The organism is Chromobacterium sp. W521 (assembly GCF_052805975.1).
In genome coordinates this window covers 134,174-149,060 of the sequence record NZ_JBRBAF010000002.1, presented here as the reverse complement: position 1 = coordinate 149,060, position 14,887 = coordinate 134,174, and the positions used below count along the sequence as shown (strand labels likewise).

Genomic DNA, 14,887 nt, shown 5'->3' with positions numbered 1-14,887 from the left:
CTTAGTTAAGGGTCTTGGCTTTCTCGGCAGCTTCTTCAATGGAGCCAACCATGTAGAACGCTTGTTCCGGCAGATGGTCGTACTCGCCAGCGAGAATGGCCTTGAAACCCTTGATGGTTTCGCGCAGCGGCACGTATTTGCCCGGCGAGCCGGTAAATACTTCAGCCACGTGGAACGGCTGGGACAGGAAGCGCTGGATCTTACGGGCGCGAGCCACGACCAGTTTATCTTCCTCGGACAATTCGTCCATACCCAGAATCGCGATGATGTCGCGCAGTTCCTTGTAACGCTGCAGGGTGGACTGCACGCCACGGGCAACCGTGTAGTGCTCGTCGCCCACCACCAGCGGATCCAGCTGGCGCGAAGTGGAGTCGAGCGGATCCACCGCCGGGTAGATACCCAGCGAAGCGATGTCGCGCGACAGAACCACGGTAGCGTCCAAGTGGGCGAAGGTGGTCGCCGGAGACGGGTCGGTCAAGTCATCCGCAGGTACGTATACGGCCTGGATGGACGTAATCGAGCCATCGCGGGTAGAAGTAATACGCTCCTGCAGGCGGCCCATTTCTTCCGCCAGCGTCGGCTGATAGCCCACGGCGGAAGGCATACGGCCCAGCAGCGCGGATACTTCGGTACCGGCCAGGGTGTAGCGGTAGATGTTGTCCACGAAGAACAGCACGTCGCGGCCTTTGCCGCTTTCGTCCTTCTCGTCGCGGAAATGCTCGGCCATGGTCAGACCGGTCAGCGCTACGCGCAGACGGTTGCCCGGCGGCTCGTTCATCTGGCCGTACACCATCGCCACTTTGTCCAGAACGTTGGAGTCCTTCATCTCGTGATAGAAGTCGTTACCTTCACGAGTGCGCTCACCAACGCCGGCAAACACGGACAAACCGGAGTGTGCCTTGGCGATGTTGTTGATCAGTTCCATCATGTTGACGGTCTTGCCCACGCCGGCGCCGCCGAACAGGCCCACTTTGCCGCCCTTGGCGAACGGGCACAGCAGGTCGATCACCTTGATGCCGGTTTCCAGCAGGTCGGTGGCGGGGGAGAGCTCGTCAAACTTCGGAGCGGGCTGGTGGATGGCGCGGCGAACATCGGTCGCTACCGCGCCGGCTTCGTCCACCGGGTTGCCCAAGACATCCATGATGCGGCCCAGGGTGGCGCTGCCCACCGGCACCGAAATCGGTGCGCCGGTGTTGACTACGCTCATGCCACGCTTCAGGCCGTCAGAGCTACCCATGGCGATGGTGCGCGCCACGCCGTCGCCCAGCTGCTGCTGGACTTCGAGCGTCAGGTCGGCATCAACCAGCTTCAGGGCATCATAAACCTTTGGCATGGCGTCGCGCGGGAATTCCACGTCGATCACCGCGCCAATGATTTGTACGATTTTACCTTGGCTCATTATCGGTTCCTAAACATTAAACTTTTTCAGTCTGCGACGGCTTACACCGCTGCGGCGCCTGCCACGATTTCAGACAACTCGGTAGTGATCGCAGCCTGACGAGCCTTGTTGTACACCAGGCGCAGTTGCTTGATCGTGTTACCGGCGTTATCCGTGGCAGATTTCATCGCCACCATGCGGGCAGCTTGCTCGGAGGCCATGTTCTCGGCCATCGCCTCGAACACCACGGACTCGATGTAGCGTTTGACCAGGAACTCCATCACGGAAAGCGCATTCGGCTCGTACAGGTAATCCCACGAGTGCGAGTGCTCCACCACCATGTGTTCCGAAGTCAGCGGCAGCAGCTGTTCAGTCGCCGGCTCCTGCTTCATCGTATTGATGAAACGGGAGTAAACGATGTAGAGCGCGTCCAGTTCGCCTTCGGCGTACTGCTTGAACAGCACCGTAAGCGGGCCAATCAGTTTTTCCATCTTCGGCACATCGCCGAGCTGGGTTGCGCTGGCCACGACGTTGAGGCGCGCGCGCTGGCATGCCGCCAGGCCTTTCTGGCCCAAGCAGCAGACATCGACTTCGATGCCCTGCTCCTGCAGATCCTTGACTTGGGCGAAGAAGCGCTTGAGCGTATTCACGTTCAAGCCGCCGCACAGGCCCTTGTCGGAGGTCATCAGGATGATGCCGGCGCGTTTGACTACGTCGCGGCTTTGCAACAGTGGGTGCTCAAGATCCGTGTTCGCCTGAGCAAGGTGCGCCATGACTGTGCGCACCTTCTCGGCGTAAGGACGGGCAGCGCGCATACGCTCTTGCGTTTTGCGCATCTTGGAGGTCGCCACCATTTGCATTGCGCGAGTGATCTTCTGCGTGTTTTGCACGCTTCGGATCTTGGTGAGAATCTCTTTGCCGACTGCCATATCCTGAACCTTTCCTAGTAACTGTTTGCGTTAACCGAAAAGACTCAGTTGTAGCTGAAGCCAGCCTTGAACGATTCCATCGCCTTGGCCAGGATTTTCTCGTTGTCGCCGGACAAGTCGCCGGAAGCGTTCACCGCGGCCAACACATCGTGATGGTTCGCGCGCACATAGGCGAGGAACGCCGCTTCGAAAGCCAGGGCCTTCTTCACCGGAACGTCTTCGTAGCTGCCCTTGTTCACCGCCCACAGGGTCAACGCCATTTCGGCGGTGGCCAGCGGCATGAACTGCTTCTGCTTCATCAGCTCGGTTACCACTTCGCCATGTTGCAGTTGCTTGCGGGTAGCCTCGTCCAGATCGGAAGCGAACTGCGAGAACGCAGCCAGTTCACGGTACTGGGCCAGGGCCAGACGGATACCGCCGCCCAGCTTCTTGATCACCTTGGTCTGCGCGGCGCCGCCAACGCGGGATACCGAGATACCGGCGTTGATGGCCGGACGGATACCTGCGTTGAAGAGGTCGGTTTCCAGGAAGATCTGACCGTCGGTGATCGAAATCACGTTAGTCGGCACGAAGGCGGAAACGTCACCGGCCTGGGTTTCGATGATGGGCAGCGCGGTCAGGGAACCGGTCTTGCCTTTCACTTCGCCGTTGGTCAGCTTGGCCACTTCGTCTTCATTGATGCGGGAAGCGCGTTCCAGCAGACGGGAGTGCAGATAGAACACGTCGCCGGGGTAGGCTTCGCGGCCCGGCGGACGACGCAGCAGCAGCGAAATCTGACGGTAGGCGACAGCCTGCTTGGACAGGTCGTCGTATACGATCAGCGCGTCTTCGCCGATGTCGCGGAAGTATTCGCCCATCGCGCAACCGGAGTACGGGGCGATGAACTGCAGCGCGGCGGCTTCGGAAGCGGTCGCGGCCACCACGATGGTGTGGCCCAGCGCGCCGTGCTCTTCCAGCTTGCGCACCACGTTGGCGATGGAGGAGGCTTTTTGGCCAATCGCCACGTAGATGCACACTACGCCGGTGCCTTTTTGGTTGATGATCGCATCCAGCGCCACCGCGGTCTTGCCGGTCTGGCGGTCGCCGATGATCAGCTCGCGCTGACCGCGGCCAACCGGAACCATCGAGTCGATGGCTTTCAGGCCGGTTTGCATCGGCTGGGATACCGATTGACGCGCAATCACGCCCGGCGCGATCTTTTCGATCGGGCTGGACAGCTTGGCGTTAATCGGGCCCTTGCCGTCGATAGGCTGACCCAGGGCGTTGACCACGCGGCCAATCAGTTCCGGACCCACCGGAACTTCCAGAATGCGACCGGTACAAGTAACTTCGTCGCCTTCCGAGATGTGCTCGTACTCGCCCAGAACCACGGCGCCGACAGAGTCGCGCTCCAAGTTCATCGCGAGGCCGAAGGTGTTGCCCGGGAATTCGAGCATTTCACCCTGCATCACGTCTGCCAGGCCATGGATACGAACGATACCGTCGGTCACGGAAATCACGGTACCTTTGGTACGGGTTTCTGCGCCTTCGGCCAGGTTCTGAATCTTCGCCTTGATCAGATCGCTGATTTCAGAGGGGTTCAACTGCATGATCTCTCCTAATTCTTGAGGCTTACTGCCATGGCTTGCAGTTTGCCGCGCACGGAAGCGTCGATGACATCGTCGCCTACCAACACACGAACCCCGCCGATCAGGTCAGGGTTGTCACGCACATCAATCCGTACGGATTTGCCGTACTTCTTGGAAAGCGTGTCGGTCAGTTCGGCCTTCTGCGCATCGTTCAATGCAAACGCCGTTTCCACCACGGCATCCACAACGCCTTCCGCTTGCGCCTTGAACACTTCAAACTGTTCGGCGATTTGCGGCAGCAGCGTCAAACGGCTGTTCTCGATCAGCGCGGCCAGAAAACGTTTTACGTCTTCATTGCCGCGCGTGCCCAGAACGTCCAGCATCAGCGCCTCAAGCTCTTGTGCGGTATGTTTCGGATTGGTGATGACGGCTTCCAAATCCGGGTTCTTCACCATGGCAGCCAGCCACGACAGCGATTCCGACCATTGCTGGGTGGCGTGCTGCTCGGTGGCGAGGCTGTATACCGCTTCGGCATAGGGCCTAGCTACGGTAATGAGTTCTGCCATGAGTTAATTAAAACTCCGCTTTGATGGAGGCAAGCAGATCAGCGTGCTTGGCCGAGTCGATCTCTTTGCGCAGGATCTTCTCTGCACCCGCAACCGCCAGGTCGGCCACTTGCGCGCGCAGGGCTTCCTTGGCGCGCAGGACTTCCTGATCGATCTCAGACTTGGCGTCGGCCACAATGCGCGCGCCTTCAACGCGTGCGGCATCCTTGGCCTCGTCCACGATCTGGCTGGCGCGCTTTTCAGCGGCCATCACGATTTCGGTCGCTTGCTGTTTAGCCTTGCGGAGTTCGTCCGCAACGCGCTTTTCAGCGGCTTCCAGATCTTGCTTGCCACGCTCGCCGGCGGCCAGGCCGTCTGCGATGCGCTTGGCGCGCTCATCCATCATGTTGGTAAGCGGAGGCCAAACAAACTTCATGGTGAACCATACCAGGATGGCGAACGTGATCGCCTGACCCAGTAGTGTTACGTTAAATTCCACGCTTGTTTTCCTCCAGTAGTATTACTGCAACAACCAATTCCGCTTAAAAATTAAGCGCCGGCTTTCAGAGCGGCCAGGGCGGCGGACAGGAACGGGTTATTGAAGGTGTACAGCATGGCGATACCAACACCGATCATGGAGATGGCGTCCAGCAGACCGGCCAGAATGAACAGTTTGGTTTGCAGAACCGGAATCATTTCCGGTTGACGGGCGGAGGACTCGAGGAATTTGCCACCCAGGATGGCAAAACCCAGAGCAGTACCGATGGCGCCCAGGCCAATGATCAGGGCAGCGGCCAGTACGGTCATGGACTGGATCTGAGAAACGAGTGCTTCCATTGTGTATCTCCTAAGACTTAATCAAGGATGGTTGGTAAAAAAGCTAAAGAAACAAAGGTAAAACAAAGAAACCGGTATTAGTGCGCTTCCACCGCCAGGCTCAGGTACACGATGGTCAGCATCATGAACACAAAGGCCTGCAGGGTGATGATCAGGATGTGGAAGATCGCCCACGGCGCGCCCAGGATCCACTGCAAGCCCCACGGCAGCAGCGCGATCAGGATGAAGATCATTTCGCCGGCGTACATATTGCCGAACAAACGCAGGGACAACGAAATCGGCTTGGCCAGCAGTTCAACCATCTGCAGCAGGAAGTTGGCCGGGGCCAGCAAGATCTTGCCCACGGTGCCTTCGGCATGGAACGGCGCGGTGAACAGCTCCTTGGTGTAGCCGCCAACGCCCTTGGCGCTGATGGAGAAACCGATGATGCAGAACATCACGGACAAGGACATCGCGAAAGTGGCGTTCACATCGGCGGACGGCACAACGCGGAAATAGACATGATGCGGCTCGGCGCCGAAGAAGGTGTAACCCACCCACTGGGCCAGCGACGGCAGCAGATCCACCGGCAGCAAGTCCATGAAGTTCATCAGGAAGATCCAGCAGAAAATGGTCAGCGCCAACGGAGCGATCACCTTGCTCTGGCCATGGAATACGTCGCGCACCTGCTTGTCCACCATCTCGACGATGCTTTCCACAAACAACTGCAGCCGGCCCGGATTCTCCAGCTTGGCCTGGCGCGCCACGACGGCGAACACGCCGGCGAAGATGAAAGCGAGAACCAAGGAAATGGAAAAGGTATCAAGGTGCAGGCTCCAGAAGCCGGCGGAAGGATCCGAATTCCAGAAGGTGAGGTGGTGCTTGATGTAGTCAGTTGCGTTGCTTGCCATCGCTCATTTTCTCAATTTTTGATTAAAAGCCCGAACCAGTAGCCGGATACGGCGGCAAAAAATCCGCCAAAAAGACCGACTATCGATAAATCCTTGAAAAATACCAAAGTCGCGCCAAATATCAGGATGGTGAGGACGTATTTGACCGCCTCGGCCCTGAAATGCGCTTTCATCAGTTCCGCGGGGGCGACATGGCGCTTGGCGTAGGCGATCCTGGCGTACACCAGGGCCGGCACCAAGGCCGACAATCCGCCAAGCAAGACAGAAACCGGAATGGCCAGGTTTCCTCCCCCTGCAACCACTCCAATCAACAGTGCGACACCCACCAGAGTGCACTGCAGGCGCAGTATACGCTTAACTTCCGGATTAACCATGTTGACCCAGCAAAAAAACCGCCGAATTATAGGCTTCCTGCTTGATTTGCGTCAACTTGCGTGTCATTGGTATGCTGCGGCGCAACATCCTCATTTTTCTGAACTTTTCTGCAGCTTTTCCAGCAAGCCTTCCAGCTCGTCCAGCGTCGCATATTCTATGACCAGCCTGCCATTGCCGCGGTTTGCGTGGCGAATGCTGACCCGGGCCCCTATGCGTTCCGACACTTGTTCAGCCAACCTTGTCACATCCGGGTCTGTACGTTTTTGCTGCGGTGCGACTGTGGTTTTTTCCACAGCTTTCTGCTGTACCCTGCGCTCCACCTCGCGCACGGACAGGCCTTTGTCGCCCACCTCCTGCGCCAAGCCCAGTTGCTCCACCACCGGCAACGCCAGCAAAGCGCGAGCATGGCCCATCTCCAGCCGCCCCTGATGCAACATGGTCTGCACCGGTTCCGGCAAGGCCAACAGGCGCAGCAGATTGCTGACCGCGCTGCGCGAACGACCCACCGCGTCGGCCGCGGCCTCGTGGGTCAGGCCGAACTCGTCGATCAGGCGCTTGAGCCCCTGTGCCTCTTCTATGGGGTCCAACTCCTGGCGCTGGATATTCTCGATCAGCGCCATCGCCAGCGCAGCCTCGTCCGGCACGCTCTTGATGACCGCCGGCACTTCGGTCAAACCGGCCTTGCGCGAAGCGCGCCAGCGCCGTTCGCCGGCGATCAATTCGTAATCGCCGAAGCCGATCTCTCGCACTACCAGCGGCTGAATCACGCCCTGAGCGCGAATCGAAGCGGCCAGCTCATCCAGCGCGGCTTCGTCCATGAAGCTGCGCGGCTGGTATTTGCCGGGACGGATGCTGTCTATGGGCAGGGAGGTGAGTCTGTCGTCCACTGTCTCGGCAGTGGACAGGAGCGCGTCCAAGCCGCGCCCCAATCCTTTTAATTTGGCCATATTGCTTAGACGGAGGGAGTTGTGGTTGCGGGCTCGAGCCGGTCCGCCAGCTCTTGCGCCAGCGCGAGATAAGCCTGAGCGCCGCGCGAGGCGCGATCGTAGACTAGGCCGGGCAAGCCGTGGCTGGGCGCTTCCGCCAGCCGCACATTGCGCGGGATCACAGTGTCGAACACCTTGGCGCCGAAATGGCGGGCCAGTTGCTCGGACACCTGCTGCGACAAATTATTGCGCGCGTCGAACATGGTTCGCAGCAACCCCATGATCTCGATCTTGGGATTCACCGCCACCCGCACCTTGCGCAAGGTCGCCACCAGGTCCGACAGGCCTTCCAGCGCATAGTATTCGCACACCATCGGGATCAGCACGCTGTGCGCCGCCACCAGTCCGTTCAATGTCAGCAGGTTCAACGACGGCGGGCAGTCTATCAGCACGTAGTCGTACTGTTCCTCCACCGCCTGCAGCGCGTTCTTCAGCCGCGCCTCGCGCGCCAGCTCATTGACCAGTTCCAATTCCGCGCCGCCCAGATCGCGGTTGGCGGGCAGCACGTCGTAGCCGCCCTCCTTCGCCGGCTGGCGCGCCTCTTCAACCGAGGCCTCGCCCAGCAGCACGTCGTAGCCGGACAACTTCAGGGATTGCTTGGCGATGCCGCTACCCATGGTGGCATTGCCCTGCGGGTCGAGATCGACAATCAGCACGCGCCGGCCCAAGTCGGCCAGGCCCGCCGCCAGATTCACCACAGTCGTGGTCTTGCCGACCCCGCCCTTCTGGTTGGCGACCGCGATCACCCTTGAATTCATTGCGCACCCACCCCTTCCAGGCGCATTCTCACCAGGTGCCGTTCGGCATCCAGGCCCGGCACTATCACCGGCAATACTTCGGAAACCACCGTACCCTGCGGCAACAAGGCGATTTCCTCGTAAGGATAGACACCCTTCATTGCGACATATTGACCCTGCTCCGCCAACAGGTGGCGGGTCAGCTTGACGAACTCGGCCAGTTCGGAAAACGCCCGGCTGGTGATGCGGTCGAACTTCTGCTCCGGCTGGTAAGCCTCTACCCGCTCGGTCATCACCTGTACATTGGGCAGGCCCAGCTCCACCACCACCTGGCGCAGGAAGGTGGTTTTCTTATGATTGGAATCCAACAGCACCACCTGCAAGTCCGGGCGGGCGATCGCCGCCGGAATGCCGGGCATGCCGCCGCCGGAGCCCACATCCAGCAAACGGCTGCCGCCGTCCAGATGCGGCACCAGGCTCAGGCTATCCAGCAGATGGTAGCTGACCATGCGCTTTTCCTCGCGCACAGCGGTCAGGTTGTAAGTCTGGTTCCACTTGGCCAGCAGCGCCAGGTAGCGGTCCAGCAAATCGATTTGCGCGTCGCTCAGTTCCAGTTTCAGCTGCGACAGGCCTTGTTGTAGTTCTGTGGTATGTGTCATGCGGTTTTCGTTGCGTCGGCAAAGCCGCGTTTCAAGTGGACCATCAAAAGAGCAACCGCCGCCGGGGTGATGCCCTGGATGCGTGAAGCCTGCCCCAGGGTCTCCGGGCGTTGCTGGTTCAGTTTCTGCTGCACTTCCTTGGACAGGCCCTTGACCAGACCATAGTCGATATCGGCCGGCAGGCGCACGTCCTCGAGGTTGTCGCGGCGCGCCAGTTCTTCGTTCTGGCGGTTGATATAGCCTTGGTATTTGACCTGAATTTCCACCTGCTCGGCAACCGCCTCGTCAGCCACCGCGCCGCCGGCCTCCGGCAAGGTCATCAAATCGGCATAGGCAACGTTGGGGCGTTTCAGCAAATCGTACAGGCTGTACTCGCGTTCAATCGCCTTGCCCAGCAGCGCTTGCAGCGCGGCGGCGTCGCTCAGCCGAGACGGGTGCAGCCAGGTGGCTTTCAACCGCGCCTTCTCCGCCTCCACCGCGTCGCGCTTGCGGCAGAAGCTGTCCCATTGGGCATCGCCGATCAGGCCGTGCTGGCGGGCGATCTCGGTCAGGCGCAGGTCGGCGTTGTCTTCGCGCAACTGCAAGCGGAATTCGGCGCGGCTGGTGAACATGCGATAGGGCTCGGCCACGCCCTTGGTGATCAAGTCATCCACCAGCACGCCCAGATAGGCCTCGTCGCGACGCGGGCACCAGCTAGCCTGGCCCCGGGCGAACAAGGCGGCGTTCATGCCGGCCAGCAGGCCCTGAGCGGCGGCCTCTTCATAGCCGGTGGTGCCGTTGATCTGGCCGGCGAAGAACAGACCCTGGATCGCCTTGGTTTCCAGAGAGGCCTTCAAACCGCGCGGATCGAAATAATCGTATTCGATCGCATAGCCAGGCCGCAGAATGTGGGCGTTTTCCATGCCGCGGATCGAACGCACCGCCGCCAGTTGGATGTCGAAGGGCAGGCTGGTGGAAATCCCGTTGGGGTAGAACTCGTGCGTGGTCAGGCCTTCCGGCTCCAGGAACACCTGGTGGCTATCCTTGTCCGCGAAACGGTTGATCTTGTCTTCGATAGACGGGCAGTAACGCGGGCCCACGCCTTCTATCACTCCAGTGAACATCGGGCTGCGGTCGAAACCGGAGCGGATGATCTCGTGGGTGCGTTCATTAGTGTGGGTGATCCAGCACGGCAGCTGCTTGGGGTGCAGCGCGCGGCTGCCGCGGTAGGAGAATACCGGCTCCGGCGTGTCGCCCGGCTGCTCTTCCATTACGGAGAAGTCGACGCTGCGGCCGTCGATGCGCGGCGGCGTACCGGTTTTCAGGCGCCCGACCGGCAGGTTGAGTTCGCGCAAGCGCGCGCCCAGCGTGGACGCGGCCTGATCGCCGGCGCGGCCGCCGGTATAGTTTTCCATGCCCACATGGATCTTGCCGGACAGGAAGGTGCCAGCGGTCAACACCACGGTCTTGGCGCGGAAAGTGATGCCAATGGCTGTGATGGCGCCGGCGACGCGGTCGCCTTCAACCAGAAGATCGTCCACAGGCTGCTGGAACAAGGTCAGATTGGGCTGGTTCTCCAGCATCTCGCGGATCGCAGCCTTGTACAGAATGCGGTCGGCCTGCGCGCGGGTGGCGCGCACCGCCGGGCCCTTGGAGGCGTTCAGCGTGCGGAACTGGATGCCGCCGATATCGGTGGCCAGCGCCATTGCGCCGCCCAGGGCATCCACTTCCTTGACCAGATGGCCCTTGCCGATGCCGCCGATCGACGGATTGCACGACATCTGACCCAGCGTCTCGATGTTGTGCGTCAAAAGAAGGGTGTTGCAGCCCATGCGCGCGGCCGCCAAAGCGGCCTCGGTGCCGGCATGGCCGCCGCCCACCACTATCACGTCGAAGTTTGTCGGATAAATCATGGCTTTGTCGGAAAGAGCAAATCGAACGGAAAAACGGCCTATTCTACGCCAAATCCTTAACCAGCGTAAGTCGTTGATTTCAATAAATCCAGCTGGTAACCGCGGCGTCAAGCGCCGGTCACCCGATAGTCATATTAAAGACATCGCCGCGTCAAACAAGCTGCCTAGCATGGGGCTCACCACAAAAGGGAGCAAAACATGCTGCTAAATGAACAGCTTGCCGTGAGCGCCAAACCGCGCCTGAGCGTGCGCGTGGCCAGTGAAGCGCAGGATATCCGCCGCGCGCAGAAGCTGCGCTTCGATGTGTTTGCCGGAGAAATGGGCGCGGAGCTCGCCTCGCGCGATCTAGGCATCGATTGCGACGAGTACGACGAGTTGTGCGACCACCTGATCGTGGAAGACGCCGCCAGCGGCCTGGTGGTGGGCACTTACCGCATGCTGTCCCCGGCCATGGCGCGCCGCGCGCCCAGCCTGTATTCCGAGCACGAGTTCGATCTGACCCGGCTGGCTCACCTGCGCGCCGGCCTGATCGAAGTGGGCCGCTCCTGCGTGCACCGCGATTTCCGCTCCGGAGCGGTGATCGCCCTGCTCTGGTCCGGCCTGGCCGACTACGTTCAACTGCACGGCGGTCAATACCTGGCCGGCTGCGCCAGCGTGTCGCTGAGCGACGGCGGCCACCAGGCGGTCAGTCTGTACCGTCAACTGGAAGCCAAGCACCTGTCGCCGGCGGAATGGCGAGTGTTCCCCCACCTGCCGCTGCCTCTGGACCGAGTCTGCGACGACGCTCCCTCCGCGCCGATGCCGGCGCTGATCAAGGGCTATCTGCGCGCCGGCGCCTATATCTGCGGCGAGCCGGCCTGGGACCCGGACTTCAACTGCGCGGACTTCTTCATGCTGCTGCCCATGGGCCGGCTGAGCAGCCGCTACAACAAGCACTTCGTCGGCTAGCGACAAGCGCTTGGCGCATGGTCGGATGCTACAATCCGGCCATGAGTTACACCTTTGAAACGATAGGCGTGATCCATTCGCCCTACCGCGAGAAATTCGGCATCCCGCGCCAGCCCTCGCTGGTCAACGCAGCCCGCATCACGCTGGAGCTGCTGCCGCCCTACGACCACCCGGACATGGTGCGCGGTCTGGACGCGTTTTCCCACGTCTGGATCAGCTTCGTGTTTCATCAAACCGCCGACCGCGGCTGGCAGCCGCTGGTGCGGCCGCCGCGGCTGGGCGGCAACGCCAAAGTCGGCGTATTCGCCAGCCGCGCCACCCATCGCCCCAATCCGCTGGGCCTGTCACTGGTGCGGCTGCTGCGCGTGGACACCCAGCCCAAGGTAGTGCTGACGCTAGAGGGCGCCGACCTGCTGGACGGCACCCCGGTGCTGGACATCAAGCCCTATATACCCTTCGTCGAAGCCAGGGCCGACGCCCGCGGCGGCTTCGTCGATGGCCCGCCGCCGCAATTGAGCGTGGGCTGGGACGCCGCAGCTCACGCGCAACTGGCCACCGAAGCCAGCCTGCCGGACGATTTCGCCGCGCTGGTGGAACAGGTGCTGGCCCAAGATCCGCGCCCGGCCTATCAGGACGACCCGGAACGGATTTACGGCGTGGCACTACACCAGTGGAATGTGCGCTTCCGCGTGGAAAAAAACCATGCGCAAGTCATTGAAATTCAGCCATTGACCCCGAACTAATTTTTTGCGCTCCAGTCATACCGGGGCGATACCAACCACTCAGGAAAAAAGCAAATATGACCACCCGCGCGAAGACGATCATGCTCGCCTTCACCATGGTTTCCATGTTGGCCGCCCCGTTCGCGGAAGCGGCCCGCCTAGGTAAAGGCAAGAGCGCCGGCATGCAGCGCTCGGCCCCCACCCGTTCTTACCAACAACAAGCGCCGGCACGCCCGGTGGCTCCGCCCGCGCAAGCGCCTGCGCCGGCTCAAGCTCAACCCAAGTCCGGCCCCGGCATCGGCACCGCCGTAGCCGCTGGCGCGGCCGGCGCGGCAGCCGGTTATATGCTGGGCTCCGCCATGAGCGACAAAGGCGGCCAACAGCAAGCTCCCGCCACGGCTAACGGCAACGCAGATCCGGCCCTCGCGGCGCAAGCCCAAGGCCAGCAGCCGCAGAAGAGCGGCGGCATGCCCTGGGGCACGCTGGCCCTGCTGGGCCTGGTGCTGGTAGGTGGCTATATGTTCTTCCGCCGCAAGGCCGGAGCGGCGCGTCCGGCCATGGGCTCGGCGCAGCCGGCAGGCATGCCGCAGAACATGGGCGGCTATCAGGAACCGACGCGTTTCGACTCCATCCCGAAAATCGGCTCCGGCCTGGGCGGCGCGCAGCCGGCCTTCGGCGCGGCGGCGGCCTACGACGCCCCGGCCCGCCTGCCGGACGGCACGGAAACCCCGAACTTCCTGCGTCAGGCCAAGGCTACCTTCCTGCACCTGCAAAGCTTGAACAGCACGGAAAGCCTGGAAGAAGTGCGCAAGTACATGACGCCGGACCTGTTCAACGCCTTGCGCGAGGACATCGCCGGCAATACCGACGTGGCCGACTTCCCGCAGCTGGACTGCCAGCTGTCCGAAGCCAGCACCGAAGGCAACCGCTATATCGCCAGCGTGCGCTTCTCCGGCATGGTCAGCGAAGCCGTAAACGCGCCGGCCGAGCCGTTCACCGAATACTGGCACTACATCAAGGACGACAGCACCAACGGCAAGTGGTTGGTGGCGGGCATCCAACAGTAATAAGGTTTTTAACATCTTTATCCAAACGGGCCTCTTGGCCCGTTTTTTATTTTTAATGGCGATGCACTAAACTGGAATGCCAATTGCTTCAGGCAAAAAAACAATACTGGCCATAGAGTCCGCGCCACGGAGGGCAGCTATTCCATGAAAGAATTCGAGCATGCCGGCTTGAAACTCGGCAGTCACTTCCAGCCTATCTACAGCCTGGCCCATCGCCGCACGATAGGAATGGAAGCCTTGCTGCGCGCCAGACAGGACACCTCGCCGCTGACGCCGGCGGAGGCCTTTTACTCCGTCGTCTCTCCCGAACGCCGCCACCAGTTGGATCTGGCCGCGAGCGAAGCCCATGCCGTCCGTTTCAGCCAGATGCAGAGCGACCACCCTTGCTGGCTGTTTCTCAATATCGACGCCGCGTCCTTGTCGCGACCAGAACGCGCGATGGCCTTGGCCAACAGCATCAAAGCCGCCGGGCTGGACCCCAGCCAGGTGGTGCTGGAAGTGCTGGAACATGTGCTGGAAGTGGACGAGGCGCTGATTGAAGGCGTCAATGTACTGAAAAGCAGCGGGTTTCTAATCGCCATCGACGACTTCGGCGTCGGCCACTCCAATCTGGACCGGGTCTGCCAGCTAGAGCCGGACCTGGTCAAATTCGACCGACACCTGCTGCGCGCCGCCGTCCATCAGCCACGCACCCGCAATCTGCTGGCCAAGCTGGTGCGGCTGATGCACGAAATTGGTGCCTTGGTGGTGGAAGAAGGGATAGAAACCGATCAGGATGTTCTGATCGCGCTGGAATCGGGCTGCGATTTGGTGCAAGGCTATTTCGTCGCCCACCCCAGCGACCAGCCGGATCAGGACCACATCATCACCCCGCGCATCGATGAGCGCTGGGATGAGCTGATGGCGCGCGAACTGCTGAAACGCAAACTGACCCGGCGCCAGATCGAGCTGGCGCGACAATCCTTTGTTCAAAGCGCCATCTCGCTCATGCAAGGCACGCCGTTCGACTTGGCCGCCAAGCCGATGCTGGCGCTGCCGGACGTGGTGCGCTGCTTCCTGCTGGACAGCGCCGGACGCCAAATCGGCCGCAACCTCAACAGCCGCCAGCCGCAAGCCGCCGCCAACCCCAAGTTCGCGCCGCTGCTGGATACCACCGGCGCGGTCTGGTCTCGGCGCAGCTACTTTCAACATGCGGTGGACCAACCCGGCGTGCTGTATATGAGCGAGCCGTATCTGTCGATGACAGACACCCGTTCCTGCGTAACCATCTCGATGGCGATAGAAATCGACGAAATCATGCACGTGCTGTGCGCCGACGTGCTGATTCCCCAACACTGACCGCGGCCGCGCTACG

Annotated in this window: 16 protein-coding genes; 4 read left to right on the top strand and 12 right to left on the bottom strand. The window is 61.1% G+C overall.

The window, feature by feature from the left end; translation table 11 throughout:
- Position 1: 1 nt before the first annotated feature.
- The 12 genes from atpD to mnmG all read right to left on the bottom strand — a co-directional run bounded on the left by atpD (position 2) and on the right by mnmG (position 10,796).
- Complete coding sequence (atpD, locus tag ACUXV1_RS03145) at positions 2-1,399, bottom strand: F0F1 ATP synthase subunit beta (RefSeq protein WP_019103741.1); 1,398 nt, start codon at positions 1,397-1,399, stop codon at positions 2-4.
- 41 nt (positions 1,400-1,440) lie between these two features.
- Entirely contained in the window at positions 1,441-2,307 is an 867-nt protein-coding gene (atpG, locus tag ACUXV1_RS03140; RefSeq protein WP_043640585.1) for a F0F1 ATP synthase subunit gamma, read from the bottom strand.
- A 44-nt stretch (positions 2,308-2,351) separates the two neighbouring features.
- The gene (atpA, locus tag ACUXV1_RS03135; protein ID WP_019100514.1) at positions 2,352-3,896 is read right to left on the bottom strand and encodes a F0F1 ATP synthase subunit alpha; all 1,545 of its coding nucleotides are present in this window, start codon (positions 3,894-3,896) and stop codon (positions 2,352-2,354) included.
- 8 nt (positions 3,897-3,904) lie between these two features.
- The gene (locus tag ACUXV1_RS03130) at positions 3,905-4,441 is read right to left on the bottom strand and encodes a F0F1 ATP synthase subunit delta (protein WP_043640588.1); all 537 of its coding nucleotides are present in this window, start codon (positions 4,439-4,441) and stop codon (positions 3,905-3,907) included.
- A 7-nt stretch (positions 4,442-4,448) separates the two neighbouring features.
- Entirely contained in the window at positions 4,449-4,919 is a 471-nt protein-coding gene (locus ACUXV1_RS03125; RefSeq protein WP_019101090.1) for a F0F1 ATP synthase subunit B, read from the bottom strand.
- 50 nt (positions 4,920-4,969) lie between these two features.
- On the bottom strand, positions 4,970-5,257 hold the full coding sequence (atpE, locus tag ACUXV1_RS03120) for a F0F1 ATP synthase subunit C (protein WP_019101091.1): 288 nt from the start codon (positions 5,255-5,257) through the stop codon (positions 4,970-4,972).
- 77 nt (positions 5,258-5,334) lie between these two features.
- The gene (gene atpB, locus ACUXV1_RS03115; RefSeq protein WP_043640594.1) at positions 5,335-6,147 is read right to left on the bottom strand and encodes a F0F1 ATP synthase subunit A; all 813 of its coding nucleotides are present in this window, start codon (positions 6,145-6,147) and stop codon (positions 5,335-5,337) included.
- Between the two features lie 11 nt (positions 6,148-6,158).
- Complete coding sequence (locus ACUXV1_RS03110) at positions 6,159-6,521, bottom strand: ATP synthase subunit I (RefSeq protein WP_039755309.1); 363 nt, start codon at positions 6,519-6,521, stop codon at positions 6,159-6,161.
- A gap of 90 nt (positions 6,522-6,611) precedes the next feature.
- Positions 6,612-7,469 carry a ParB/RepB/Spo0J family partition protein gene (locus ACUXV1_RS03105; protein WP_114152425.1) on the bottom strand — a complete coding sequence of 286 codons (858 nt, stop codon included), beginning with the start codon at positions 7,467-7,469 and terminating at the stop codon, positions 6,612-6,614.
- 5 nt (positions 7,470-7,474) lie between these two features.
- Positions 7,475-8,266, bottom strand: coding sequence for a ParA family protein (locus ACUXV1_RS03100; RefSeq protein WP_043589578.1), 792 nt, complete (start codon positions 8,264-8,266; stop codon positions 7,475-7,477).
- Complete coding sequence (gene rsmG / locus ACUXV1_RS03095) at positions 8,263-8,904, bottom strand: 16S rRNA (guanine(527)-N(7))-methyltransferase RsmG (RefSeq protein ID WP_081554458.1); 642 nt, start codon at positions 8,902-8,904, stop codon at positions 8,263-8,265. The genes ACUXV1_RS03100 and rsmG overlap by 4 nt, the downstream gene beginning before the upstream one ends.
- Positions 8,901-10,796 carry a tRNA uridine-5-carboxymethylaminomethyl(34) synthesis enzyme MnmG gene (gene mnmG / locus ACUXV1_RS03090; protein ID WP_446014680.1) on the bottom strand — a complete coding sequence of 632 codons (1,896 nt, stop codon included), beginning with the start codon at positions 10,794-10,796 and terminating at the stop codon, positions 8,901-8,903. Before mnmG ends, rsmG begins: the two co-directional genes overlap by 4 nt.
- 198 nt (positions 10,797-10,994) lie before the next feature.
- Between mnmG and ACUXV1_RS03085 the strand changes: the two genes are divergently transcribed.
- The 4 genes from ACUXV1_RS03085 to ACUXV1_RS03070 all read left to right on the top strand — a co-directional run bounded on the left by ACUXV1_RS03085 (position 10,995) and on the right by ACUXV1_RS03070 (position 14,871).
- Complete coding sequence (locus ACUXV1_RS03085) at positions 10,995-11,744, top strand: GNAT family N-acetyltransferase (RefSeq protein ID WP_446014682.1); 750 nt, start codon at positions 10,995-10,997, stop codon at positions 11,742-11,744.
- 41 nt (positions 11,745-11,785) lie between these two features.
- Positions 11,786-12,487 carry a tRNA (N6-threonylcarbamoyladenosine(37)-N6)-methyltransferase TrmO gene (gene tsaA / locus ACUXV1_RS03080; protein ID WP_043640607.1) on the top strand — a complete coding sequence of 234 codons (702 nt, stop codon included), beginning with the start codon at positions 11,786-11,788 and terminating at the stop codon, positions 12,485-12,487.
- A gap of 56 nt (positions 12,488-12,543) precedes the next feature.
- On the top strand, positions 12,544-13,533 hold the full coding sequence (locus tag ACUXV1_RS03075; protein ID WP_446014683.1) for a Tim44 domain-containing protein: 990 nt from the start codon (positions 12,544-12,546) through the stop codon (positions 13,531-13,533).
- Between the two features lie 144 nt (positions 13,534-13,677).
- Positions 13,678-14,871, top strand: coding sequence for a sensor domain-containing phosphodiesterase (locus tag ACUXV1_RS03070; protein WP_043640611.1), 1,194 nt, complete (start codon positions 13,678-13,680; stop codon positions 14,869-14,871).
- Positions 14,872-14,887: the final 16 nt, after the last annotated feature.

Excerpts from the sequence above, each read along its gene's own strand:
- atpD (WP_019103741.1), bottom strand. The coding sequence starts at position 1,399 with ATGAGCCAAGGTAAAATCGTACAAATCATTGGCGCGGTGATCGACGTG.
- atpG (WP_043640585.1), bottom strand. The coding sequence starts at position 2,307 with ATGGCAGTCGGCAAAGAGATTCTCACCAAGATCCGAAGCGTGCAAAAC.
- atpA (WP_019100514.1), bottom strand. The coding sequence starts at position 3,896 with ATGCAGTTGAACCCCTCTGAAATCAGCGATCTGATCAAGGCGAAGATT.
- ACUXV1_RS03130 (WP_043640588.1), bottom strand. The coding sequence starts at position 4,441 with ATGGCAGAACTCATTACCGTAGCTAGGCCCTATGCCGAAGCGGTATAC.
- atpE (WP_019101091.1), bottom strand. The coding sequence starts at position 5,257 with ATGGAAGCACTCGTTTCTCAGATCCAGTCCATGACCGTACTGGCCGCT.
- atpB (WP_043640594.1), bottom strand. The coding sequence starts at position 6,147 with ATGGCAAGCAACGCAACTGACTACATCAAGCACCACCTCACCTTCTGG.
- ACUXV1_RS03110 (WP_039755309.1), bottom strand. The coding sequence starts at position 6,521 with ATGGTTAATCCGGAAGTTAAGCGTATACTGCGCCTGCAGTGCACTCTG.
- ACUXV1_RS03105 (WP_114152425.1), bottom strand. The coding sequence starts at position 7,469 with ATGGCCAAATTAAAAGGATTGGGGCGCGGCTTGGACGCGCTCCTGTCC.
- ACUXV1_RS03100 (WP_043589578.1), bottom strand. The coding sequence starts at position 8,266 with ATGAATTCAAGGGTGATCGCGGTCGCCAACCAGAAGGGCGGGGTCGGC.
- rsmG (WP_081554458.1), bottom strand. The coding sequence starts at position 8,904 with ATGACACATACCACAGAACTACAACAAGGCCTGTCGCAGCTGAAACTG.
- mnmG (WP_446014680.1), bottom strand. The coding sequence starts at position 10,796 with ATGATTTATCCGACAAACTTCGACGTGATAGTGGTGGGCGGCGGCCAT.
- ACUXV1_RS03085 (WP_446014682.1), top strand. The coding sequence starts at position 10,995 with ATGCTGCTAAATGAACAGCTTGCCGTGAGCGCCAAACCGCGCCTGAGC.
- tsaA (WP_043640607.1), top strand. The coding sequence starts at position 11,786 with ATGAGTTACACCTTTGAAACGATAGGCGTGATCCATTCGCCCTACCGC.
- ACUXV1_RS03075 (WP_446014683.1), top strand. The coding sequence starts at position 12,544 with ATGACCACCCGCGCGAAGACGATCATGCTCGCCTTCACCATGGTTTCC.
- ACUXV1_RS03070 (WP_043640611.1), top strand. The coding sequence starts at position 13,678 with ATGAAAGAATTCGAGCATGCCGGCTTGAAACTCGGCAGTCACTTCCAG.